General features: G+C 71.4%; 19 protein-coding genes and 1 pseudogene. 14 read left to right on the top strand and 6 right to left on the bottom strand.

The window, feature by feature from the left end; genetic code table 11:
* Window positions 1-15: 15 nt before the first annotated feature.
* On the top strand, window positions 16-1,359 hold the full coding sequence (locus tag ACFZBU_RS36505) for a hydroxyacid-oxoacid transhydrogenase (RefSeq protein ID WP_391588035.1): 1,344 nt from the start codon (window positions 16-18) through the stop codon (window positions 1,357-1,359).
* Window positions 1,356-2,837: an aldehyde dehydrogenase family protein gene (locus ACFZBU_RS36500; RefSeq protein WP_391588034.1), complete on the top strand. Its 1,482-nt coding sequence runs from the start codon at window positions 1,356-1,358 to the stop codon at window positions 2,835-2,837. Before ACFZBU_RS36505 ends, ACFZBU_RS36500 begins: the two co-directional genes overlap by 4 nt.
* Window positions 2,838-2,862: 25 nt before the next feature.
* Here the strand turns inward: ACFZBU_RS36500 and ACFZBU_RS36495 are convergent, their stop codons facing one another.
* Complete coding sequence (locus tag ACFZBU_RS36495; RefSeq protein WP_391588033.1) at window positions 2,863-5,154, bottom strand: BTAD domain-containing putative transcriptional regulator; 2,292 nt, start codon at window positions 5,152-5,154, stop codon at window positions 2,863-2,865.
* A gap of 604 nt (window positions 5,155-5,758) precedes the next feature.
* Here ACFZBU_RS36495 and ACFZBU_RS36490 point away from each other — a divergent pair.
* The 8 genes from ACFZBU_RS36490 to ACFZBU_RS36455 are packed head-to-tail and all read left to right on the top strand — an operon-like array spanning window position 5,759 to window position 14,464.
* Window positions 5,759-7,339, top strand: coding sequence for an AMP-binding protein (locus ACFZBU_RS36490; protein WP_391588032.1), 1,581 nt, complete (start codon window positions 5,759-5,761; stop codon window positions 7,337-7,339).
* Window positions 7,336-7,905 carry a phosphopantetheine-binding protein gene (locus tag ACFZBU_RS36485; protein WP_391588031.1) on the top strand — a complete coding sequence of 190 codons (570 nt, stop codon included), beginning with the start codon at window positions 7,336-7,338 and terminating at the stop codon, window positions 7,903-7,905. The genes ACFZBU_RS36490 and ACFZBU_RS36485 overlap by 4 nt, the downstream gene beginning before the upstream one ends.
* Window positions 7,902-9,056 (top strand): SDR family oxidoreductase, encoded by a 1,155-nt coding sequence (locus ACFZBU_RS36480; protein ID WP_391588030.1) that lies wholly within the window; start codon window positions 7,902-7,904, stop codon window positions 9,054-9,056. The genes ACFZBU_RS36485 and ACFZBU_RS36480 overlap by 4 nt, the downstream gene beginning before the upstream one ends.
* Window positions 9,049-9,900, top strand: coding sequence for an alpha/beta fold hydrolase (locus ACFZBU_RS36475; RefSeq protein ID WP_391588029.1), 852 nt, complete (start codon window positions 9,049-9,051; stop codon window positions 9,898-9,900). The genes ACFZBU_RS36480 and ACFZBU_RS36475 overlap by 8 nt, the downstream gene beginning before the upstream one ends.
* On the top strand, window positions 9,897-10,880 hold the full coding sequence (locus ACFZBU_RS36470) for a hypothetical protein (RefSeq protein WP_391588028.1): 984 nt from the start codon (window positions 9,897-9,899) through the stop codon (window positions 10,878-10,880). The genes ACFZBU_RS36475 and ACFZBU_RS36470 overlap by 4 nt, the downstream gene beginning before the upstream one ends.
* A 28-nt stretch (window positions 10,881-10,908) precedes the next feature.
* Window positions 10,909-12,525, top strand: coding sequence for an MFS transporter (locus ACFZBU_RS36465; protein ID WP_391588027.1), 1,617 nt, complete (start codon window positions 10,909-10,911; stop codon window positions 12,523-12,525).
* Window positions 12,522-12,923 (top strand): VOC family protein, encoded by a 402-nt coding sequence (locus tag ACFZBU_RS36460; RefSeq protein ID WP_391588026.1) that lies wholly within the window; start codon window positions 12,522-12,524, stop codon window positions 12,921-12,923. Before ACFZBU_RS36465 ends, ACFZBU_RS36460 begins: the two co-directional genes overlap by 4 nt.
* A gap of 2 nt (window positions 12,924-12,925) precedes the next feature.
* Window positions 12,926-14,464, top strand: a complete 1,539-nt coding sequence (locus ACFZBU_RS36455) for a GMC family oxidoreductase (protein WP_391588025.1) — start codon at window positions 12,926-12,928, stop codon at window positions 14,462-14,464.
* A gap of 604 nt (window positions 14,465-15,068) precedes the next feature.
* On the opposite strand, the gene ACFZBU_RS36450 is transcribed toward ACFZBU_RS36455, so the two are convergent.
* Window positions 15,069-15,377, bottom strand: coding sequence for a hypothetical protein (locus ACFZBU_RS36450; RefSeq protein ID WP_391588024.1), 309 nt, complete (start codon window positions 15,375-15,377; stop codon window positions 15,069-15,071).
* A 199-nt stretch (window positions 15,378-15,576) separates the two neighbouring features.
* Here ACFZBU_RS36450 and ACFZBU_RS36445 point away from each other — a divergent pair, with 199 nt between their 5' ends.
* Window positions 15,577-15,813, top strand: a complete 237-nt coding sequence (locus tag ACFZBU_RS36445; RefSeq protein WP_391588023.1) for a hypothetical protein — start codon at window positions 15,577-15,579, stop codon at window positions 15,811-15,813.
* A 154-nt stretch (window positions 15,814-15,967) separates the two neighbouring features.
* Here the strand turns inward: ACFZBU_RS36445 and ACFZBU_RS36440 are convergent, their stop codons facing one another.
* The gene (locus ACFZBU_RS36440) at window positions 15,968-17,548 is read right to left on the bottom strand and encodes a serine/threonine-protein kinase (protein ID WP_391588022.1); all 1,581 of its coding nucleotides are present in this window, start codon (window positions 17,546-17,548) and stop codon (window positions 15,968-15,970) included.
* 572 nt (window positions 17,549-18,120) lie between these two features.
* On the opposite strand from ACFZBU_RS36440, the gene ACFZBU_RS36435 reads away from it, so the two are divergent.
* A complete protein-coding gene (locus ACFZBU_RS36435; RefSeq protein ID WP_391588021.1) occupies window positions 18,121-18,573 on the top strand; it encodes a hypothetical protein in 453 nt (150 codons plus the stop codon).
* 377 nt (window positions 18,574-18,950) lie between these two features.
* Here the strand turns inward: ACFZBU_RS36435 and ACFZBU_RS36430 are convergent.
* Window positions 18,951-19,531 (bottom strand): annotated as a pseudogene (locus ACFZBU_RS36430) (transcriptional regulator).
* A 53-nt stretch (window positions 19,532-19,584) separates the two neighbouring features.
* On the bottom strand, window positions 19,585-19,980 hold the full coding sequence (locus ACFZBU_RS36425; protein WP_391588020.1) for a hypothetical protein: 396 nt from the start codon (window positions 19,978-19,980) through the stop codon (window positions 19,585-19,587).
* 18 nt (window positions 19,981-19,998) lie between these two features.
* On the opposite strand from ACFZBU_RS36425, the gene ACFZBU_RS36420 reads away from it, so the two are divergent.
* Window positions 19,999-20,490, top strand: coding sequence for a DDE-type integrase/transposase/recombinase (locus ACFZBU_RS36420; protein ID WP_391588019.1), 492 nt, complete (start codon window positions 19,999-20,001; stop codon window positions 20,488-20,490).
* A 505-nt stretch (window positions 20,491-20,995) separates the two neighbouring features.
* Here ACFZBU_RS36420 and ACFZBU_RS36415 read toward each other — a convergent pair.
* Window positions 20,996-22,084, bottom strand: coding sequence for an ArsR family transcriptional regulator (locus ACFZBU_RS36415; RefSeq protein ID WP_391588018.1), 1,089 nt, complete (start codon window positions 22,082-22,084; stop codon window positions 20,996-20,998).
* 816 nt (window positions 22,085-22,900) lie between these two features.
* Here ACFZBU_RS36415 and ACFZBU_RS36410 point away from each other — a divergent pair.
* Window positions 22,901-23,611 (top strand): hypothetical protein, encoded by a 711-nt coding sequence (locus ACFZBU_RS36410; RefSeq protein ID WP_391588017.1) that lies wholly within the window; start codon window positions 22,901-22,903, stop codon window positions 23,609-23,611.
* The last annotated feature ends 521 nt before the right edge of the window (window positions 23,612-24,132 follow it).

Genomic DNA, 24,132 nt, shown 5'->3' with positions numbered 1-24,132 from the left:
CCACGGGAGGCGTAGATGACAACCGACAGGCACGCGCGCACACACGAGACCGTGATCACCTGGCAGGCGCCCCCCGTCCGTTTCGGGCTGGGCGCCACCGAGGAGATCGGCCACGAACTCACCCGGCTCGGCGCCCGATCGACCCTGATCGTCACCGATCCCCACCTCGCGGCCCTGGGCCTGCCGCAGCGCGTCAAGGATCTGATCGAGCGCGAGGGCGTGGAGGTCACCGTCTTCGACGCGGCCGAGATCGAGCCGACCGATCTGGGCTGCGAGGCCGCGGCGGCATCGCTCGGCGACCACGTCTTCGACAGCTACGTCGGTGTGGGCGGCGGCAGTTCGATGGACACCGCGAAGATGATCAACCTGCTGCGGAGTCACCCGAAGCACGGAGTGCGCAGCTATCTGAACCGGCCGATCGGCGCCGGCATGGCGATCCCCGGACCGCTCAAGCCCCTGGTGACCGTGCCGACGACAGCCGGCAGCGGCAGCGAGTGCACCGCCATGGTGGCCCTGGGCGTCGTCGGCGAGCACGTCAAGACCGGCATATCCGACCTGTGGCTGCGGCCCTCGGCCGCAGTCGTCGACCCATGGAACACCGTGACGATGCCGCCCGGGGTGACGGCGTCCTCGGGGTATGACGTCCTCACCCACGCCTGCGAGTCGTACACCGCCCGCCCCTACGACCGGCGGCCGCCGTACGCCTCGCCCGAGGAGCGCCCGATCTACATCGGATCCAACCCGATCAGCGACGTGTGGTCGGAGCAGGCCCTGGTCCTGCTCGGGCGCTACTTCCGCCGAGCCGTCCTCAACCCGTACGACATCGACGCGCGGGAGGGGATGAGCCGGGCCGCGCTGTTCGCGGGCATGGGCTTCGGGAACGCCGGCACGCACATCCCGCACGCCTGCGGCTATCCGATCGCGGGCCTGGTCGCCGACTATCGACCCCGGGACTATCCCGTCGACCACGCCCTGGTCCCGCACGGGGAATCCGTGGTCGTCACCGCTCCCGCCGCGTTCGCCTTCACCTACCCCACGTCCCCCGAACGGCACCTGCGGGCGGCCGAACTCCTCGGCGCGAACCTCGCCGGCAGCACCGTGCGCAACGGCGCCGACTTGCTGCCGCAGACTCTCCTGGACATCGTGGCCGACACCGGCGGGCCGCGCGGACTGGCCGACTTCGGCTACACCACCCGCGACATCCCCGCGCTCACCGACGGCGCGGTCCGCCAGGAACGGCTGCTCGCCTGCTGCCCGCGCAACGTGGAGCGCACACACCTGTCGCGGATCCTCGCCCTGTCTCTCGACCACGGGCCGACGTCGGGCACCGCGGCCGGCGTGCGACCGGACGCGCCGTGACCACGGGCGACCTGCCGGTGGTGGGGGCGTTCGTCGACGGCCTGCGCATCACCACGCGGGACACCCTGGTGAGCCTCGACCCCTCGACCGGCCTGCCCTGCGCCCGGGTGAGCCGCTGCGGCCCGGCCGAGGTGGACCACGCGGTGACCGCTGCGCGCACCGCCTACGAGGGGGTCTGGCGGCGCACCACCGCAGCCGAGCGGGCGTCCGCCTGCCGGGCCGTCGCCGCGATCCTGCACGCCCATCGCCGCGAACTCGCCGAACTGGAGTGCCTGGACACCGGCAAGCCGATCGGTCAGGCGTACACCGACGCCGACGTCGCGGCCCGCTACTTCGCGTACTACGCGGGCACCGTGGAGGCGCTGTTCGGGCAGACGCTGCTCAACCACCCGGACCTGCTCGCGTACACGCTCCCCGAACCGCACGGCGTGTGCGGCCACATCATCCCGTGGAACTACCCGATGCAGATCACCGCCCGCACCCTCGCCCCCGCGCTGGCCGCGGGCAACACCTGCGTGCTCAAACCCGCCGAGGACGCCTGCCTGACCCCCGTCCGGATCGTCGAACTCGCCCACGAGGCCGGACTCCCGCCCGGCGTCCTCAACGTCGTGCCAGGCACCGGCGCGCAGGCGGGCGCGGCGCTCGCCGCCCATCCGGACATCGACCACCTGGCCTTCACCGGATCGCGGGCCACCGGGCAGGCGGTGATGATCGCGGCCGCCCGCACCATCGTCCCGGTCACCCTCGAACTCGGCGGGAAGTCCCCGCACCTGGTCTTCCCCGACTACGACCCGGCCTCGGCCGTGCCGCTCATCGTCGCCTCCATCACCGAGCACGCCGGGCAGAACTGTTCGGCCGGATCCCGCGTCCTGGTCCACCGCGACGTCCACGCGCAGTTGAGCGCGGCCGTGGCCCGGGCTTTCACGGCGCTGCGCATCGGGCCGGGCACCACCGACCCCGACCTCGGCCCGCTGATCTCCGCCCGCCAACGCGCCACCGTCCTGGGTCACATCGACGCGGGGCGCACCTGCGCGCGCCTGGTCACCGGCGGGAGGGTGCCCGACGCACCGCAGCTGCGCGGAGGGTTCTTCGTCGAGCCGACCCTGTTCGACGACGTCCCGCCCGACGCGGCCATCGCCCGACGGGAGATCTTCGGACCGGTGCTGTGCATGACCGCCTTCGACAGCGCGGCCGAGGCCGTGGCCCTGGCCAATGCGACCACCTATGGACTGAGCGCCGGGGTGTGGACCCGCGACGTGGGCCTGGCCCACGCGCTGGCCCGCGAGCTGCGCGTGAGTCAGGTCTTCGTCAACAACTACAGTGCCGCCGGCGGCGTCGAGCTGCCGTTCGGCGGATACCGGCAGTCGGGGTTCGGCCGGGAGAAGGGGTTTGCGGCACTGCTGGAGTACACCCGGGTCAAGGCGGTCGCGATCCGCGTCGACGGGGACCTGTTCCTCCCGGGGGGAAGTTCGGGCTGACGTCGGCCCGTCGGGGCCGCGCGCGTCACGGGTCCTGCGGCCCGGACGGGTCGGGGCCCGTGCGTGCGGCGGTGTGCGGTCTGCGGGCGGCGAGCACGCAGGCCAAGCGGAGTCGGGCGTTGGCTTCCGTGGCGGCCTGGCCCAGCGCCGCCGCGCACTCCGCGATGCGCCGCCAGCTGCGCTCGGTGTCGTCGAGCAGGCCGTGCCGGTGCTGCCAGGAGGACCGCCGGTCGGCGAGCCGGGCGGCGATGTCGGGGCGGCCCGTGCACACGTGCTCGAGCACGCGCCGCAGGTTGACGTCCTCCGCGGCGAACCAGGCTGCGGCGTCCGCAGTGATGCGGGCGAGGACTCGGCCCGGGATCGCGGCCGCGACGAGGTCGGCCGGTGCGTCGGCGAGGTCGTCGCAGGCCGGCAACTGCGGGAGGCGGGGCAGCGCGCGGTCGGCGGCGCGGGCCAGACGCAGCCACGCCTCCAGCAGCCGGTCGTACGCCGGGGCGAACTCGTCGACGGCCGGATCCGGGCCGGCCGCGGCGTACAGCCGCACGAGCTCCGGCAGTCGGTAGCGGGGCTCGCCGGTCGCGTCGACGCCGACCGGGTCGAGCAATCCGCGGTCGACCAGTGCGGCGACCACCGCGTCGACGTGCGGCTCGCCGAGCAGGACGGCGACGACCCAGGAGGCGAAGTCGTCCAGCCGACAGTGCGCCAGGAGCCGCACCGCCCGCCGGGCGCGCGGATCCAGGGCCGCGTAGCTGGGGGCCAGGCAGGCTCGTATGCCCACGTCGTCGGCCTCCAGCATGTCGAGCCGGCCGCGGTCGTCGCCGATGATCTCCGCGAAGGTGCTCAACGGCCAACTCGGGCGGGCACTCAGCCGCATGCCGGCGATCCGCAGTGCCAGGGGCAGGTGCGCGCAGGCACCGGCCACCCGCCGGGCGGCGCCGGCGTCGGCGTCGACCCGCTGCCGGCCGATCATCCGGGCCAGCAGCTGCACGGACTCGCCCGAGGGCAGGGGTCCGAGGTCGAGCAGCACCGCGCCCGGGGGCCCGGCGAGCCGGGTCCGGCTGGTGAGGATCAGCGCGGACCCGGCCGTGCCGGGCAGCAGGTTTCGGGAGGCCGCGGTGCCGTCGGCGTCGTCGGCGAGAATCAGGACGCGGCGGTCGGCCAGCCGGGTCCGGAACAGGGCCGCGCGTTCGTCGGTGGACTCGGGTACGGCGGCGGCGCCCAGGGAGCGCAACAGTTCGGCGAGCGCCTCGTGGACGCTCTTGGGGCGCTCCGAGGTCGCCCCCAGGCGGACGTACAGCTGGCCGTCGGGGAAGCAGTGGCGCACCAGGTGGGCGGCGTGTACGGCCAGGGCCGTCTTGCCCGCGCCGGGCTGGCCGCAGACCACGACGACGCGGGGCGCGGCGGCCGCCGGGCCGAGCAGCGTGACGAGATCGGCCGTCTCGGCCTCGCGGCCGGTGAAATCGGCTGTGTCGGAGGGAAGTTGGTGCGGGACGCGCGCCGTCCGGGCGTGGCCGGACGGCGGGGGCGGGACGTCCGGCGGGTGTACGTCGCCGGGCTCGTGCACCGCGGCGCGGTGGGCGAGGGTGCCGTCCCTGTCGAGGATCCGTCGATGGAGGCGGCGCAGCTCGGGCCCCGGGTCGACGCCGCACTCGCGGGCGAGGAGGGTGCGGGCCCGGGTGTACGTGTTCAGCGCGTCCGCCTGGCGTCCGCTGCGGTACAGCGCGAGCATCAGCTGCGCCCAGGCGTGTTCGTCGAGCGGGTCGGCCACGACCATGGCGCGCAGCCGGGGCACGGTCTCGTGGTGCCGGCCCATCGCCAGTTCGGCTCCCACCAGGGAGCGTTCGGCCAGGCGCCGGCGTTCCATGAGGTGGACCGCCTCGGCCTCCATCGCCGCGGTGGGGGGAAGGTCGCCCATGACGGGGTCCCGCCACAGGTCCAGGGCCTGTCGCAGGAGCAGCGAGGCGGTGTGCGGGTCGTCGTCGAGCAGTCGTTCGCCCAGGTCGGTCAGGCGCAGGAAGTCGTGCAGGTCGAGTTCGCCCGGTTCGACGTGGAGTACGTATCCGCTGGTGTGGGTCCGCAGTCGGGTCCGGTCCTCGAGCAGTGCCCGGGTCTGCCAGACGTAGGTGCGCAGCATGCCCCCGGCGGAGGACGGGGGGTTGGGACCCCACATCAGATCGGTGAGCCGGTGCCGGGGAACCGGGCGGTTGGCGTGCAGCAACAGCACGCTGAGCAGGGCACGCTGCTGGGACTGGGGAATGTCGAGCAGGCGGTCGTCGGCGGCGCGAATCTCCAGAAAGCCCAGGACTCGAAATTTCACGGTGGGCCTTTCGCATCCTGGGGGGATCCCGGTGAACCCGAGCGGGATGGTGGGATGACGAGACGAGACTCCCGGTCGTTGCGCGGGTGTCCGCCGCGCCGGCGGCGCGCCCGAGGAGCCTCGCGCGGCTCTGTAGTGTGCCCATGGTCGACGTTTTGTGGTCGATAGAGCACGCTCCGTGGTGTATCTACGCCCGAACGAGTGAACGCCGTCGGACCGGTTCACCGGCGGTCTCCGCGATCGACGCCGGCCCCGCCCTCGCTCGGGAGGAGGCGACGCCGAGGAGCACCGCTCCGCCGGCGCCGCCCGGGGCGCGCAGGCAGATCCCCTCGGTGCCGTCGACCCGGTGGGGCCGCGACGCGTGCCGACCGACCGCCCCGCGAGAGGCGGTACTCGGGTGCGCGGTCGGAACCGCCGACCGGCATCACGATGCGCGAGGCCCACGACGGACGTCGCGTAGACGCCCAATAGACGGTGCACCTCCTAGAGTCGAGCGCTCGGCACCGTGGATCGTCATTCGGACAGTGGGAGATCGTCTATGCGCGTTCCGGGGCAGCGGCTCGGAACGCGGAGCGGGAATCCCGCGTCCGCATTCCCCACGATCGTGGACCGCCTCGAGGCGTACCCGCGGCGCGAACTGTGGTTCCACCAGGGGCGCGAGCTCGTGCGCCGCCCCTACGCGAAGGTCCACGAGGACGTCCTCGCCGCATGCGCCGCGCTGACGGCGGCCGGTGTCGCCGCCGGGACCCACGTGGGGCTCCTCGGCGAGAACAGCTACGACTGGATCGTCACCGACCTCGCCCTGATCCGGCTGCGCGCCGTCTCCGTCGCCCTGCCCGTCGAGGGCAACCGCGCGCGCACCGAGGAGGAACTGCGCGCCGCCTACCACCTCGGACTGCTGTTGATGTCGCCGGGCGAACATGCCCGACGCCGGCCGGAACAGCCCTGGGTCGCCCCCCTGGGAGCGGTCGACGGCGCGACCATGACGGCACCGAGGACGGGCACACCCGTGCCCGACGCGGACGCCTTCACCCTGGTGTTCTCCTCCGGGGCGAGCGGCAACCCCAAGTGCATCATGATGAGCGCGCGCGGCACGGTGGCGGCGATGGAGGAGTACGCAGTACAGCTGCGCGTGAGCGCGCGCGACGCCATCTTCGTCGTCCTGCCGCTGACCGCGTTCCCGCAACGGCTCATGGTGTACCTGGCCATCTGGTGCGGCTTCGACATGCGGCTCGCCGACATTCCCCGGATGCACCGGGCGCTCACCGAGATGAAGCCCACCCTGGTGGTGGGCCCGCCCGCGTTCTTCGACATCGTCGAGAGCCGCTACCGGGGGCTGCCGGAGGCCGACCGACGCCGGGCCGAGCGCCTGCGGCGCCTCACCGGCCTGATCCCCCTCCGCGGCCCGCGGCAGCGGGTCCGGCAGCGGTTGTTCCGCGACCTGCACACGCTCTTCGGCGGCCGGTCACGGCTGCTGATCACCGGGTCGGCGCCCGCCCGCCGCTCGACCCTGCGCCTCCTGGAGGAACTGGGCTTCCCCCTGCACGAGTTCTACGGAATGACCGAGGTCAGCGTCATCTCCTGGAACCTGCCGGGCCGGACCCGACACGGATCCGTCGGCCGTCCCCTGCTCCCGGGCACCGTCAGGCTCGCCGACGACGGCGAGATCCTCACCCGCTTCGACCCGCCGCGCAGCGTGGGCTACTACGCGGCCGACGCCCGCGACGCGGCCGGCACCTACCGCCCCGACGGCTGGGTGGCCACGGGCGACCTCGGGCGGTTCGACGGCGGGTACCTGTACGTCACGGGGCGCAAGAAGTCCGTCATCATCACCCGGTCCGGCTACAAGCTCCAGCCCGAACCCGCCGAGCAGGCACTCGCCGAACACCCGGACGTGGCACACGCGGTCCTGCTGGGCGGCGAGCACGCCCACGTGATCACCGCGCTGGTCTCGCTGCGCCGCCCGGCCGACGACGAACTCCGCAACGGCCTCGAGCGAATCGTCGACGACGTCAACCGGACCCTGCCCGAGCCGGCCCGGATCGCCCGCCTCCTGTGCACCGAGGCGGAGTTCACCCCCGCCAACGGATTGCTGACCCGGACGATGAAACCCGACCGCGCGGCGATCGCCGACCGCTTCGGCGACCGCCTGCTCGCACCACAGGAGACAGGTGAGGCACGATGACCACGCGGACACCGGCGACGGACGACCCGAACCCGCGGGTCGTCGCCCTGATCGCGGAACTCGCCGGGCCCTGGGCGAGCGCCGCCCGGGTCGTGCCCACGGCCCGACTGCGCGAGGACCTGGGCATGGACTCGTTGGCCAGGGTCGCGCTCGCAGCCCGGATCGGTGAGGACACCGGGGCCGACCCGGGCGAATGCTTCGAGGAGTTCGCCACCGTGGTCACCGTCGGCGACGTCCAGGCCCTCCACCGCCGACTGTCCGGCGGCACCGGGCGGGATCCCGCCGCGTCCACCCTCGACCGGCTCGTGCGGCTGCTCGGCCGGCTCGGCCCCGAGGCGCCGGACACCGCCGGCCTCGACCCGGCGGCCCCGCTGCGCGACCTGGGACTGCCCTCGATGGCGCTGGTGGAGTTCTTCGTCCGCATCGAGGAGGAGTTCGCCTTCACCTGGGACGAGGACACCGCCCCCGAGGTCTTCCGCACCCTCGCGGCCCTCGCCGCCCACCTCGACGCGCACGCCGGCCCGTCCGTCGGCGTCCGGCCCGTCCACCCGGAGCCCGCCCCGTGACGCCGTCCGCCGAACGCCCCCTCCTCGTCACCGGGACGACCGGGCTCGTCGGCGGCGCCGTGGTCCTCGAACTCCTGCGCCGCACCGACGCCGACGTCTACTGTCTGGCCCGCGACGGCCGCGACGAACCCGCCGCGCGACGGGTGCCCCGCCTCCTCGCCGGCATGGCCGGCGCCTACGGCATGGACGACGTCCTCGACGCGATCAGGACCCGCTGCAGGGTCCTGCCCGGCGATATCACCCGTCCCGGCTGCGGCATCCCCGAAGAACTGCTGCCGGCGACGGTCGATGAGGTGTGGCACGCCGCCGCCTCGCTCAAATATCGCGAACGCGACCGCGCCGAAATCGACCTGCACAACGTGACGGGCACCCGCAACGTCGCCGACCTGGCCGTACGCCTGGGCGCCCGAGCCTTCGACCTCGTCAGCAGCGCCTACGTGGCGGGCACGCGGACCGGCCGGATGCCCGAGGAGCCGGTCCCCGTCGGCTGCCGGGCCAACAACGCCTACGAGAGCTCCAAGATGGCGGCCGAGGCCCTGGTGTCCGGGGTGCCCGTCGAGACCGTCCGCGTGCTGCGCCCCGGCATCGTCATCGGGCACAGCACCACCCTCGCCGCACCGACCACCGCCGGCCTGTACGGCCTCGTCGACGAACTGGCCGCCTTCCGCGCCCGGATCGAACCCCGGCTGGGCAACTACCTGGACCACTACCCGCTGGCCTTCCTGGGCGACCCCGTCGGCACCCGCGGCAGCCTGGTCTGCGTCGACACGGTGGCCGCAGCCGCCGTCCGGCTGAGCCGGGTCGGCGCGCCCGGCGGCACCTATCACCTGACCAACACCGAACCGGCCTACCTCGGCCGGACGATCGAAGGGGTGCTCGCCGCCCTCGGCATGGCAGCGCCGCGCTGGGTGTCCGACCGTGCCGAACTCAGCTCCATCGACGACGCGCTGAGCAAACGGCTGGAGTTCCAGGCCCCCTACATGCTCCAGGACAAAGTCTTCGATTCGGCCCGGACCCGACGCTACTGCGGCGAGGAACTCTTCACCGTCCCCCTGAGCACCGAGCGCATCGCGGAGTTCGTCACCCGCTACGTCCGGGACCGGGCCGGCGAGCAGGTCGAGGCCGGGCGAAGGACGGTCCCCAGTGTTTGACTTCGCCGATCCGGCCACCTTCGACCTGCGCTACCGGGGCACGGTTCGCTGCCGCACCACCACCGGCGCGGACCTGTACTACGAGATGGCCGGATCGGGGCCACCCGTCGTGTGTCTCAACAACTTCTTCATCGTCGCCCCCGCCTGGCGCAACTTCACCAGCCGCCTCGCCCGCGACCACACCATCGTGACCTACGACCTGCGCAACCAGGGAGTGTCGCGGCCCGGCCCGGGCACGCCCCACATCGACGACCACGTCGACGACCTGCGCGACCTCCTCGACCACCTGGGCCTGGACGCCGTCCATCTGGTCGGCACCTCCGCCTCCACCCTGATCTGTCGGGACTTCGCCCTGCGCCACCCCGACCGGGTGCACGGTCTGGTCCTGACCGGCCCGGCGTTCTCGCCCTACGGGCCGCTGCGCATGCGACTGATGGCCAAGGACTGGCTGCAGCGCCTGGAACACGCCCAGGTCGCGGGCGTGTTCGACTACCTGTATCCGCTGGTGTTCACCGACAAGGCCATCGAACGCGGCGGCCGGGCCACCTACTTCGCGCTGCGCGAGCACTTCCTCGCGCTCAACTCCGAGGCCCAGGTGCGCACGTGCGTGACCGAACTCCGGCAGGCGTCCGGCGACCCCGACCTGCTCACGCGGATCACCCGGCGCGTCCTGCTGCTGATCGGGGACGGCGACCACCTGTGGTCCGCGTCCACCCTGCGGGACGCCCTCGCCCTGATCCCCGACGCGGTGGGCCACGTCATCGAAGGCGCGGGGCACATGCCGTTCATCGAGGCGACCGAGGAATTCGAGGACGTCGTAGCCCGCTTCGTGGCACAGGGATGACGCGCGCGAGCGACGCCGGCACCCCCGCCCCCGCGGACGTCGCCGAGGCCGGCTGGCAGGCGGCCCTGCACGGCTTCATCCCCGTGCCCGCGGCACACGCCCGGCCCGAACTCGACGCCGCGGCAGCCCGGAGCCTGCTGCGCTGCTCCCCGAGGGCGTGGGCGCTGCTCACCGCGGGAGGGCTCACCGCGCACCCCACGCCCGACGGCGAACGGTTCGACGGCCGCGACCTGTTCAACCTGGCCGTTTACTCCGGCTCGCGCGCGTCCGTGCCCGAACTCGCCCTCTCCCTGGCCATGCGCTTCGCCCGCCAGGACCCCCGGGACTGGGCCCGCGAACGGCGGTGGGACCTGCACACCACCCTCACCTGCCCCCGCCACCGGGGAGCGGGGGAATGGCGCGCCTGGTCCCCGCACTCGCACGACACCCCGGAGCCCGGCGGTGAACCGCAACGCTGGCGCGATCCCGAGCCGACCCAGACCCTGGAGCACCAAGTCCGGACCCGCGGCGTGCACGCCCGGCTGCGCTGCTCCCGGCTGGCCGCCGAGACCGCCGACGAGCTCGCCCGGCCGCTGCGCTACGTGCGGATGCCCGCCGCCGTGCGCGCCGACGCGCGGTGGATGGCCGACCTGGGGCTGGTCGACTGCGTGAGCGGCACCCTCGCGCTCGCCCGGCGGCTCGGCGCCGCCGGATTCGAGGTGCGCGGCCGGTCGGGCTGGCTCGTGGGTCCGCAGGTATCCGCGCACACCTGGCTGGACGTCCGCGACGACGACGGGCGGTGGAAGAGCGTCGACGTCGCCCACCACCACCTCGCCCGCGCCCTGTTCGGGCCCGGCGCGATCGCCCCCGAGGCATTCGCCGGCTCGCGCCCCGACCGCCTCGTCCCCACCTCCGCACCCGTGGGGGAGGAACTGTTCGCCCACCGGTGCCTCGCCGCACCGTCCGATGTGACCTGGCAGATCTCGGCCGCGAGCCGATAGGCCCCCGACCAAGGAGGCGTGGACAGACATGACCCAGGCGGAAAAGCCCGTACCGCCCGCCGTCGACCATGTGCGAACCGACACCGCGGTCGCCGACGCGCCCGACCGGGCGGTGACGCTGCGCGCGATGGCCCCGGTGCTGTGCGTCCTGTGCATGGGGCTGTTCATGGTCTGGCTCGACACGACCATCGTCAACGTCGCCCTACCCGAGATCCAGAAGTCCCTCGGCACGGGCTTCACCGGCCTCCAGTGGGTCGTCAACGTCTACACCCTGACGTTCGCGTGCCTCATGCTCGTCGCCGGCGACATCGGCGACGTGTTCGGACACAAGCGGGTCTTCCTCACCGGCATCGTGGGGTTCACCCTCGCCTCGGCACTGTGCGCGCTCGCCCCCACCATCGAAGTACTCCTGGCCGCACGGGCGTTGCAGGGCGCCTCGGGAGCGGTGATCATGCCCATCTCGCTCTCCCTGATCACCACGACGAGCGGCACCGCGCGCGTACGCGCCCAGGCCGTGGGCATCTGGTCCGGGATCGGCAGCCTCGGCCTGGCCGGCGGTCCACTCGTCGGCGGCCTGCTCGTCACCCACTTCGGCTGGGCAAGCGTCTTTTGGATCAACGTGCCGATCGGGGCACTGGCCGCGCTCGCCGCCCGCCGGGTCATCGTCGCCCACCGCCCGCACACCGACCGGCGCATCGACGTCGTCGGCATGCTGCTCTTCACCGCCGGCGTCGGAGCCCTGACGCTGGGCCTGATCCAGGCCAACGACTGGGGCTGGACGTCGTCCCGCGTCCCGGCCGTGCTCGTCCTCGCGGCGCTGCTCCTCGCGGGGTTCGTCGGATGGGAACTGCGCACCCGCGCCCCGGTCCTGCCCCTGGGCCTGTTCCGCGACCGCGGCTTCACCGTGCCCAACCTCGCGGGTATGGTCACCTTCTTCGGCATGTTCGGCGTCCTGCTCTTCCTGTCGGTCTACTTCCAGTCCTTCGAGGAACTGTCGGCCTACGAGACGGGGTTGCGCTTCCTCCCGCTGACCGCCGCAACGGCGGTGGCGGCCCCCGTCGCCGCGTGGGTCACCAGCCGATTCGGACCGCGGCTGCCGCTCGCCGCCGGCTGCGCGGTCTCCGCACTCGGCCTCTGCGCCCTGTCCCAGGTACGGATGGACGGCGGCTATCTCGTGTACACCGGCCCGTTCGTGCTCATCGGTTTCGGCACCACGCTCGCCGTCACCCCCGGAACCATCGCGGTCCTGGCCGCGGTGATGGACAACCGCGCGGGCATGGGCGCCGGAGTCGTGCAGACCTCACGCCAGATCGGCGGCGTCCTGGGCATCGCGATCCTGGGCACGGTCGTCGTCCAGGGCTTCCGCGACCGACTGCCCGACGCGCTGGCCGCGGTCCCGCTGTCCCCGGACTCCCGCGCCCGGGTCGTCGACGCGCTCTCGTCGGGAAGCAGACCGAACCTGGCCGGACTGCCGGACCAGGCGCGCACGGCACTGCTGCGCCCGGCGGGCCGGGCCCTGGCCGACAGCATCCAGACGGCCATGGCCGCCGCCGCGGTGTGCAACCTCGTCGCGGCCGTAGTGGTCCTCGTGGTGATGAAACGCGGGCACAAAACGCCCTCGGTGCCCGATCATGGGTCCCCATGATCGGACATCTGGGCCTCAACGTCCCCGACCTGCGCCGCGCCGTCGCCTACTACGACCGGATCATGCCGCTGCTGGACTTCGAGACATACCTCGACGACGCCACGCAGCACGCCTACCGGCCGATCGACGGCAAACGCGGCACCTACCTGTTCCTGTACGAGAGCACGGACCCGTCCGGCGGCTACTCGCGCCACCGCACCGGTCTGCAGCACCTGGCGTTCACGGCCCCGACCCGGACCCGGGTCCGGGAGGTCGCCGCGCAGGTGGTCGCCCTGGGCGGCGACCTCGTCCACGCCCCCGGCGAGTTCCCCCAGTACCCGCCGCCGTACTACGCGACCTTCTGGACCGACCCGAACGGCTGGCTGCTGGAGGCCGTGTGCCATCACGACAGGGAGTGACCGTGCACGACTACGTGATCGTCGGCGGCGGATCCGCCGGGTGCGTCCTGGCGAACCGACTCAGTCGCGACCCGCACGTCAACGTGCTCCTGGTGGAGGCGGGTCGCGACGACGCGGTCCGCGAGATCGGCATCCCCGCCGCCTTCTCGCAACTGTTCAAGACCGACGTCGACTGGGACCACCACACCGACGCCGAACCCGTACTGCACGACCGGGAGATCTACTGGCCCGCCGGCAAGGTGCTCGGGGGCGGCTCCTCGATCAACGCGATGGTGTACATCCGCGGCAACGCGGCCGACTACGACGGGTGGGAAGCGAGCGGCCTCCAGGGGTGGGGATACCGCGACGTGCTGCCGTACTTCCGGCGCTCGGAGCACAACGCGCGCGGTGCGGACACCTACCATGGCACCGGCGGCCCGCTCACCGTCTCCGACCTGCGCGACCGGCACCCGCTCAGCGACGCCTTCCACGCGTCGGCCCTCGCAGTGGGCCTGTCCGCGAACCCGGACTTCAACGGCGCCACGCAGGACGGCGTCGGCTTCTACCAGGCCACGGTCCGCCGCGGGCGCCGCTCCGGCACCGCGCGCACGTTCCTGCGGCCCGCCGCACGGCGACGCAACCTGACGGTGCACACCCGCACTTCGGTCCACCGTGTGCTCGTCGAGCGCGGCCGAGCGGTGGGCGTGCTTGCGGAACAGCACGGCCGCACCGTCGAGTTCCGCGCGCTCCGCGAGGTGATCCTGACCGCCGGCACGATCGGATCCCCCCGACTCCTCCTGCTCTCGGGAATCGGCCCCGCCGACGAACTCGCGGCACTGGGCATCGACGTGCATGCCGACAACCCCCGAGTGGGCCACAACCTCCAGGACCACCTGACCATCGGAGCGGGTTGGGAGGTGCGCGGCATGCGCACGCTGGAGTCCGCCCGGCGCCCCGTAGAGGTCCTGCGCTATCTGGGCGCGCGCCGAGGGCCCCTGGCCTCCCACGTGGTCGAGGCGGGCGGTTTCACCGGACCCGCCGGCGGCCCACCGGACCTGCAACTGCACGCCGCCCCCGTGCTGTGGGACAACCACGGGCTGACGCCGCCGCCGTGCCCGGGCTTCACCATCGGCGTGTCCCTGCTGACCCCCCGCAGCCGGGGCACGATCACCCTGCGAAGCGCGGATCCGACGATCCGCCCGGCGATCGCCCCGCGCTACGGGACCGAACCGCGCGACCTCGCCCTCCTGGTCGACGGCCTGGAACTGGCCGTCGAGATCGGCACGAGTCGGCCGCTGCAGCGGCACTTCGGGGGTCTGTACGGCCTGGCCTCGACGGACCGCCCCGCCCTGGAACGGTGGACACGCGCCCGAGCGGAGAGCATCTTCCACCCGGTCGGCACCTGCGCGATGGGCGACGTGGTCGACGAAACGCTCCGAGTGAACGGCGTCGAGGGACTGCGGGTATGCGACGCGGCGGTCATGCCGACGATCCCCCGCGGCAACACCAACGCCCCGACCGTGATGATCGCCGAGAAGGCCGCAGACCTGATCCACGGCTGACGCCCGCGCCGCGAGGAGCCGAGATTCGTTGCCTTCCTTCGCAGGATCGCTCCGGCCCCACCCCAGGGGCCCGGGACGGGGTCGACGGCGTCGAGCATGTCGTCCATCGGGTCCGGCGCGGTCGCCCACGGACCCCCGTCGGGGAGGCCGTTCCCACCGTCCCCAGGGCGCCCGTGCCGCGGCGGACGGAAGCGTCCGGCCCCGATGGCGCGCGGCGACACATCCCTTCAGCGGGTTCCCTCACCGGCGGGCGCCCTTCAGGCCGAAGGCCCGGCCTCGTTCGGCTCACCGCACCCTTCTGTCGCTGCTGAAGCGTGGTACCTCAACGGCCATCGACGCGAAGGGGCGCGGCGGGAGCCGCCGTCGGACGACGGTGTTCGTCTCGTTCCGGTGAACCGCCCGCAACGGGGGCGGTTCGGTGTAAAGGTGGGCGGGTGTCCTTCGCGGGGTCCACACTTCTCGCCTCGTGGCGTGCCGTGCGGGCTGTGCCTCGCGCAGGTCGACGGGGAAAGGCTCCGGCCGCGGCAACACGCGGTCGGAGCCTTTCTCGTTCGTCACGCGGACGACCCCGGCGGAGGGGACACCGTCTCGCCCGTGGACGGGTTCAGGTCGACTCGCCGCGCCGGATCCGGTCCGCGAAGCTCTCGATCTGCCGGTCGAACAACTGGTCCATGGTCGACACCAGTTGCGGGTCGATGTCCGGGCGCAGCAGGCCCGGCACCAGGTCGTCGAGTCCGACGTGGTGACCAGGCGTGTGGAGGCCTTCGAGGACGAAAGCGTTCAGGTTGGTGTTCAGGGTGCGGTTGATCGGTGCCAGGGCGCGGTTCGGCGGGCCTTGGAGAAGAGGTTCGAGGCGGCGGTACATCGCGCGGTGTTCCTCGTCGGAGCGGGCTGCGGCCTCCTCGGTCGTCACGGCCCGGCAGGTGACGCCATCGTCGTTGGTGAATTCTTGTGTGCGCCTGGTCATTGACCGTGATCGCGTACGGTCCGCAGGTGTTGCGCCTTGGAACCTCGTCGACCTCTTGGGGTGCGGGGCTACCGAATTGACGGGCGTCCCCGGGCTGGGTTTCGGGGTCGCTGGAGCGAGCGCAAGCGCCACCTTCTGCGACCTGATGGTTCGCACCGGCAGGCGCGTTTCCGAGCAGGCCCACGTGGTCGAGTGGGAGGCCCCCACAGGCCCCGGCAGGTTCTGGCTGCCGGGCACGATCGCGAAGGGGCAGTCGGCCGGCTGGATCTACGTTCCGGCGTCGGTCCGGCGTGACCTGACGGACTACGCCTTGCACGACCGCGCCGCGGTGGTCGAGCAGGCGCGAGCGGACGGCCGGTATGACAGGTCCGCCGTCCGTTGATTGTGGAGGGCCGCGCCAGGGCGGACACCGCCCGCTACACGACGGGGGCTGTGGCTCTGCCAAAATCGGATGGCGCCATCACAACGGAAGTGACTCCGCTCATGAGGCAGAGCCTGGGGGTCTGCGGTGCTGAGAGCCCCGTGAACCTGTCGTGTCATCGTCGTCGCGGTGTCGTTGTGGAACCGACCTGCGGACGCCACCGGGGGCCCGCGTGGCGGGCGAGGGCCTGGGTGAGCTCAAAATGCTGTTGTTCGGTCAGCGGCCCGAGGACACACAGGGGGACACGGCCCCACCGTGGGCTGGGAACCGTCCCGGCGTAGAACCAGCCTGCCGGACGCAGCGGGGTGACGTTGCTGTCGACGAAGTAGACGTGCAGTGCCGGGTACGAGTAGGGCACAGAGGCGCAGAAGACGGTCTCCACGGTGACGGTCTTGGCCTGCTCCCAGGTGACGGTGCGGCTGAAGACGTCGGTGGTGACGATGCCGTCGGGGCCGACATGGAGTGACCAGGGCGCTCGCCCCGGGAGCGCGTTCCGGTGGCGCCTGTTGCGGCGTGTGCTCGTCACCAACGCGAAGGGCATCGCGCACGCCGAAATCGCTGCCACAATCGCGAGGACGAGGAGCACGTCCCAGGGGTTGTCCTCCTTGCTCGGGGTCTTGGCGATGCCGTCCGTTGCGATCCAGACGCCGATACTGGTCGCCGCGATCGCCAGGAGGATCAGGAGGTAGAGCGCGAGCACGGGCGTGCGTACGCGGGCCGAGGCGTAGTCGGTGATCGGTTCCCGGCCGGTCCAGGAGATGTCGAAGGCACCGTCCCGAGTCGGCCGGCGTTCGATGCGTGGTGGGGGCGTGCGCCGCGTCCGCGTTGCGGTGACGGTGGTTGCGGTTCGGGTGTCGGAGGCGGCGAGAGCGGTCCGGAGCCGGTACAGGTGTTCGTGGACCTCCTCCGCGGTCCGGGGGCGCCGGCCGGGGTCGCGTTCCAGGAGTGCGGCGACCAGGTCCGTCAGCGCGGGCGGCAGGCCCACGCAGAGCGTGTCCAGGCGTGGGGCGTCCTCGGTGAGCTTCAGTTGCATGATCGCGAAGCTGGTGGGGCCGATAAACGGCGGTCGGCCGGCGAGCAGGGCGAACAGCACGCTGCCGAGCGCGTACAGGTCGGATCGGGCGTCCCCGCGGTCGGTGAGGAACTGCTCGGGCGCGCCGTACTGCGGGGTGCCCGCGGGGGCGAGCCCGGAGGAGGCGGCGAGGGTGAAGGCGGTCTGGAGGAACCCGGCGATGCCGAAGTCGACGACCTTCACGGCGCCGTCGGGGGTGATCATCACGTTGTGCGGCTTGATGTCGTAGTGGACGACCCCGGCCCGGTGCGCGGCGACCAGCGCCGCACAGACCTCCTGCGCGATGGCGAGCGCGCGGGCCGGATCGATCGGTTCCCCGTCGCGGACGTGCTCGGCGAGATTGGCGCCCTCGACCCGCTCCATCACCAGGAACCACAGGTCCTCGTGGATCCCCCGGTCGTACAGGGCGACCACGTTCGGATGGTTGATCTGCGCGGCGGCCACCGCCTCGCGCTCGAACCGGCGCGGCAGATCCGCGTGTCCCGCCGCGTCCAGGACCAGCATCTTGACCGCCACGTCCCGGTGCAGCACGCGGTCTCGCCCGGCCCACACCTCGCCCATGCCACCCCGGCCGAGCCGTTTCAGCAACTCGTAACGTCCCGCCACCAGTTCCCCGCGTTCCACCCGCCACCCCCGATGACAACGGCAATGTCGGGCAACAGGCTACGGCCGACCGGTCAACCACAAGGAGACCTCACGACACATCCGGTCCGGGGCCACGACAGCGGGCCTCGGGGATCGGTTGACCCGTCCGCTGCCGTCACGAAATTGAGATACGCGCCACAGCCAGTTTCACAGAGGCGCAACAGAGCAGCATCATCCACTTGCATGTCCCCGCCCCGGGGCCTAAGACCCCGCGGCGCCCGTCTTCCAGGACTCGGATCGATCAGACGGTCAGCGGTCAACCACAAACCCTGTCCACAAGAATTCCCGGATCACCCACATCAGGGGCACCTCCCAAGATCAACGGACCGGGAACGGTACTCCGCCCCCGCGCCGAGCGGTAGGGGTCGGCGGCGATTTCGCCGGTCGGAACCGACCCGAGGTGGCGGGGCGCGGGTGGCATCGGTACCGGGAGCCGTCCGAGCGATCATTGGCAGAGGCCGGGACTCGACACAGGCGTTGTTCCGCTCCGGTGTCCGACCGGTGGTTCAACTCGGTTGCGTTGAGGGGCTGGTTGGCGCTGGTATTCCGGCATGAGCAGAATCGCTGAAGTCATCGTCCTGGCGCAGGACGCAGACGAAGTCATGGAGCCGCTGACGCGCCCGGATGACACACGCACCTGGCGGGGCACCTTCCACGAGATGAGTCCCGGTGGGAATTGGGGGTTTGGCTGGGGCGCGGAGTTTGTGCGCGTGCGCCCGCGGTCCGGGCTGCTGAAGCATCTGGAGTCCTTGCCGTGGCCCCGACCGGAGACGGTGCAGGTGCTGATTCACGACGAGGAGGACGACTGCTTCGGTCTGTGGATGATCCACGACGGCAGGCTGGTGGAGATTCCGCTTCCGCGGACCCGGCGGGCCTACTGGAGCGGGCCGCACAACGAGGACTTCCCTCCCGATCCCGGGGTCCTGAGTCGGACGGACTGCGCTCCCGTCGACTGGCCGGAGGAGATCGAGGACGGCGACCGGTCGCGGCCCCCTGCGTGGTGAACACGATCTGGTGCGGAGCCCAATGGCGACGGCTGCGGCGGAGCCGTGCCCGGGTAGACGTTGGCCCGCTTGTCGTGCCGGGTCGGTGCGCCCCGAAGCGCTATGGAATCGAGTGAGGTGAGAGACGTTCGCCGGTTGTCGCGGCAATCCGGTCGAAGCTGGGGGCAGTTCGGCTCGGGGGAAGCCGAGTCGGGTCGATGGTCTGTTCCCGGTCCGGGGTGATCTCCCGTTCCAGGCCGATCGGGGCACCGGACACCATCACCCGCAAGAGTGAACGATGGTCTGCCGAAGGCCGAGCGCGCCCAGGGGTTGAGACCGAAGCGGCCGGCAGGTGCCCACCCTGTACTTCGAACCCCATGGGCCAACGAATCAGTTGACTAGGCTGCGAATCCGACCCCGGAAGCGAACTCGAAGCCGCCCCAGTCGGAGCCGAGATCGGCCAGGACCTCGTCGGTCCACAACTCGTCCAGGGTCCGTTCGTCGCCGGCCGCCCAGGCGCGGACGATGGCGTCCCAGCGGCGGACGTTGACGCTGCGGTGCCCGGCAACCCCGGCTCGCCGGTGCGGTTCGCGTACACCGGACTGGTCGTGGGGGTGCAGTTCCACGCGGGTGCCGCGGCCGTCGTTGTTCAGCGGCGGGTCAGCGAACGCGCCACGTTGCGCCGGCGCAGGTCGCGATAGGCCGCGTCGATCCGGCGCAGGTTCGCCCGGTTGGGGGTTTGGTCCTCGGCGAGCCAGGCGGCGAGGGTGCGCAGGGTGACGGCGATGTCGGCGGTGTCCATGGCGGTGTAGCCGGCGGTGGAGGCGGTGAGGTAGCGCAGGCGTGCGGCGAGGCCGCGTTCGGTGTCGACGGGCGAGGCGACGCCGTCGGCGAGTTCGTCCAGGCGCTGTGCGGCCAGGGCGGAGGCGCGGGTGCCGCGCATCGCGTATTTGCCGGGCTCCAGGGAGCGGTACGGCATGCGGTGTCAGGTCCTCTCGGGCGGGGTGGGGGCGAGGTCGGTGGTGGCGGGCGTCAGCTCTTGTCCTTGGTTTGGAGGGTGTAGGTGTCCTTGATCTTCACGTCTCCCACGCCGCGGCCCTCGGTGAACAGGGTGCGCCAGTCGCCTCCGGTGAGGTGGAGTTCGTCGGTGCCCATCACCCGCACCACCGTCAGGCCGCCCCGGTGGGCCTTGTAGGCCTTGACCCACAGGTTGGAGAACGCCTGGGAGCGGATGATGTGCATCCAGTCGGGGCGGTTGATCTCCCGGTTGTAGTTCGAACCGCCCATGGTGGAGACGAGTTTGGCGTACATCTGCTTCACGTAGTCCAGCGTGACGTCGTCCCCCTCGGCGATCGCGGCGTCGCGGGCGTCGCGCAACGCGGTCCGCAGCCGCTCGAGGAGGTTCTCGGTGGCCTGGTGGCCTGCCAACCGCGCCCGTGGCGGCCGGTGACCACACTCGGCGACGGATCCCACCCGCGGATCCCCGACCTGGTCGTACGCGATCTCGACGCCGACCGGATCGGCGCCAAACTCGTCGGCGACATCACCTACATCTCCACATGGGAGGGATTCCTCTACCTGGCCACGGTCATCGACTGCCACAGCAAGGCAGTCGTCGGTTGGGCCATGGCCGACCACTTCAAGACCTCCCTGATATCGTCGGCCCCCTACACCTCCGAAGAGTTCGCGAGGGCACTCGCCGGTCACGGGATGCGGCAATCCGTCGGCCGCACCGGCGTCTGCCGGGACAACGCCATGGCCGAGTCGTACTTCGGAGCCCTGAAGAACGAATGGCTCCACCGTTACGTCTTCCCACACACGCGAAAGCACGCGGCGAAGTCGTCCGATACATCGAGGGCTTCTACAACCGCCGCCGCCTCCACTCGGGAATCGGCTATGGCACACCCCACGAAGTCCTGCATCCAGAGCGGGAATTGAAACTCGCGGCATGGAACAGAAAACCGCCAAGCTGTCCGGAAAACGTAGGGCCCCTCAGTGACACCGGCCAATCTCGTTCCGGACAGATCTGGAACACGGCCGGGAAGAAAACCGGCTGGCGGTACATGAACAAATCCTTTCCCGAGAACCAAATGGTAACGTTCCGTGCTTGCGCGGGCGACTACGACAACAACACGTATTTCACCGGCACTTGCACGATGGAGGAGATGGTCAATACCTCCTGAGATGGCGTCGAGCGCCTGACGTCTTTGCGCTGGTGCTCGTTCGGCAGTCGATAGGTGATCTCCGTACCCGAAGGCCCCTGACGGGGCGTCTGCGAACCACACGTCGGTATGCCGGGCCGGTTCGCACCGTGGACTGGTCCTGTCCCGACAGCGACACGCGACCCCGGCGACGACCCGGCGTCTCGCCGAGGTTCGCCCACCCGAGCGGCAACCCTCTCCGGTCGGACCTCCTGCGGTCGATCGTCACTCTCGGTCGGCCGTCACCCTTGATCGGCGGAAGACGCGGCGAGCTCCGGGGTCGCGTCGCTCCCGGGACGTCGCGCGCCAGGCCGGTGCAGCGTTCCGTTCAGCAACGCGGCGCCCAGGGGGGTCAGTGCGTGGAGGACGGAATTGCCCAGGCGCGTGGTGGTGATGAGGCCGCTCTCGCGCAGTACCGTCGCATGCTCGCTGGCGGTGGGCGGGGACACGGTCAGGCGTTGTGCGAGTTGCCCGGTGGTGCATTGTCCGTCGCCGACAACCTCCAGGGCTCTGGCGCGGGTGCGGCCGAGGAGGGTCGCGAGGGCCGCGGGGTTTCGCGTGGCCTGCGCATCGCCGAGAAGCTGCGCGGCGTCCGCCGCGGTGCGCATCACCGGAAGGAACACGACGGGCTGTTCCCCTTCGTCGCCGACGACCTCGTAGGAAAGGGGGTATTGCGCGAACACGGAAGGCACCAGTTTCAGGCCTCGTCCGGCGAGAACGACTTTCCGGACCACCGGGCCGCGTCCGATCTCCAGATACGGGGGCCGCCAGCGAAATCCCGAAGGCAGCCCGGCAAGCATGGCCTCGACTCCGTGCGTCGCCAGTGTGCGGGCACGGTCGGCCTGCTCGGCCACGAACCGCGGCTGGATACGCGACCAGTGGGGAGCGATCGCGATCCGGTGATGCTCCTCGAGGAATCGGACCAGATCACCGCGCCTGGACCGGTCGTGGGCGAAGTCCCCCATGCCCGCACCGGGTCCTCGATCGGGTTTGCCGGTGTGGAGGGCTCGGATCTTCTCCGCGTACGCCAGTTCCGTGTGCAGGTGGTCCGGTCGGGCCGCCGTCAGCGCCTCCAGTCCCTCTTCGAGATGGGGCGTGGCCCCGGTCACGGTGAACAGGTCGAGAGCCTGACTGTCGAACAGGCCGGCGAAGGCGGAGGCGGCGGCCCCGGCCGACTCGCGCCGCACCCGGCTTCGCCAACCGCCCAGCAGAGCGGGGGCGTTGCCTCGACTCAGCGTGGTCAGGCTGAGCATCGTCTCGCCCAGAGGTCCCCAGCCGTCCACCACACGGGTCCGCGTCAAGTCGGCGGCGGTGAAATGGATACGTAACATCGATACCTCATTCTGCGGCCATCGGCTGGGACGAGTCTCACCGCCGCGCGGTCGACATCACAAGAACCCGTTTCGGTCGTTCGTCGGCGGGCCGCGGCGGCGATCTCCCGGGTTACGTGGCCCTCCGCCGTATCCGCCACGACCCGGCCCGGACTCGTGCTCGTGGCCGGCCGGAGCCTGGGCTGTAGGCGGTGGGCCGGCGCGGTCGATGTGCGGGGGTTCGCTCGCCTGAGCACCCGAGGCTGTGCCGGGAGCTTCCCGCCTTCTCCGAGAACTCCGTGTCCGCGGGAGCAGTGGGAAGCTTCCGGCACGAGTTCACGCCGGTACACCTTGCGAGTGTGGACCGGCCAGGGCTCCTGTGCCGGAGCGTGCCATTTGTCGATGCGCCGGCATCCCGAACGACCTACTCCTGTCCCAACAGCCTTCTGGCCAGCGGTATTCGGTCCCGCCCGAAAGCCGTTGTCGCCGTGGGTGTCGCATCGAGAGAATTCACTCGGGGACACCGGCCACCGTCGCAGCGGCTCGCGGGATGGACAGGACGAACACATCCGACACGAAATCACCGGGGGTTCCTCGGCGAATGCGACGCCGACGACGGAGCCGCGGTCGCGGGTGGAATCGATGTGCCGCCCTCGGCACGGAGATCGCGCGGATGTCGGCCACGGACGAATCCGGCTGGTGGCGCCGCCCCGCGGGGCCGCTGCGAATGCGGTCTCATCCTCCCTTGTCCGTCGACCGTCAGTGCCTCCCAGCACCGGGATGGCGCACGCCGTCGGGGGCAAGCGGTCCGTCCGGCATGGTCGGGGGTGTCCTGCGGTGTTACGTGGCAACAAGCACTGGTTCGGGTGGCATCGTGGGGTGCTGCCTGTGTGTCTGCGGGTGGTGATGCTCGCCGTTGCCGTGCCGGGGTTGGTGATCTCCGCGGACCGTGTCGACGCCCACGCTCGGGCTGTCCGGGTGTACCGGCTTGCCGATCCGTGCCCCGTCGGAACCCCGTGGGCGACGGCTCACCACTGCATCGCGCAGACCGTTGCCGAGGTCGTCGACAGAAAGACACAACGTTGGTGCAGCACGGACAGTGACGGTACGGGATCGTGTACCACCGACCACCTCGTCGCAGTCTCCCTCGCAGGGCAGCGGAGATGGCTGGGCGTCGACAAGCGCACCTACAAAGCCGTGGACCGTGGCGACCGGGTCGATCTGCGCCTGTGGCGCGGCGAAGTGGTGCAAATGAGGGCCGGAGGACACACCGAGCGCTTTCTGACCTCGTCCCAGGAAGCGTTCTTTATGTGGCTGATCCTGGGGTGGGCACTGCTCGCAATGTGCGGACCGGCCATCTTCGGGCTGTGGCTGTTCCGTTGCTGCGGAGGCTGGCTCTTGCTGGTCCTGCCGTACTTGATGGTCGCGGACAACCGCCTGCTTCACGACCCGATGAACGCGCTCGAATGGACCTTCACGATCGTGGTCGCCCTGGCGGGGGTGTGGCTCATGGGTCGCACGCTCTCGCGTGCGAAGAAGGAGGCGTGAACGCGGCACCCGCCGCCGATCTCCCGGAAGAAGTCGCCGAGTTGCGGCGGGCGAATGAGATCCTCAAGGCCGCATCCGTGTGCCGCGTTCACCGCCTGGGGGCTGACGCACGCGGTGACGGTGCTGAGGGGGTTCGGGCACGGCCGGATGTCCGGCGTGATGGCGATGCCGTGGTTGGTGTCCTTCCTCCTGTTGTGGTGGGTCCCGGTGTCGTGGCTGGAGCGCCCGCGCAGGACGGCGTCCGCCGGCGAACGGGCAGCCGTCGACGCCCTGACGGTCACCGTCCAGGTGCCCGTCCACAACGAGGGCCCGGGCGCGCTGCGCGCCTGCCTGCACTCCGTCCTCGTGCAGTCCCGGCTGTCACCCGGGTGCGCGTGGTCGACGACGGCTCCGCCCACCCCGACGGCACGCCGATGGAGTACACCGACGTCCGCGCGGAACTGTTCGCCCGCGCCGCGGCCGTCGGCGTCGAGGTGGCCTGGGACCGCACCGCCAACCGCGGCAAGCGCCACGCCCAGATG

The organism is Embleya sp. NPDC008237, assembly GCF_042956465.1.
Classification (GTDB): Bacteria; Actinomycetota; Actinomycetes; order Streptomycetales; family Streptomycetaceae; genus Embleya.
The sequence above is the reverse complement of the archived record's forward strand: the minus strand, read 5'-3'. Positions and strand labels throughout refer to the sequence as shown.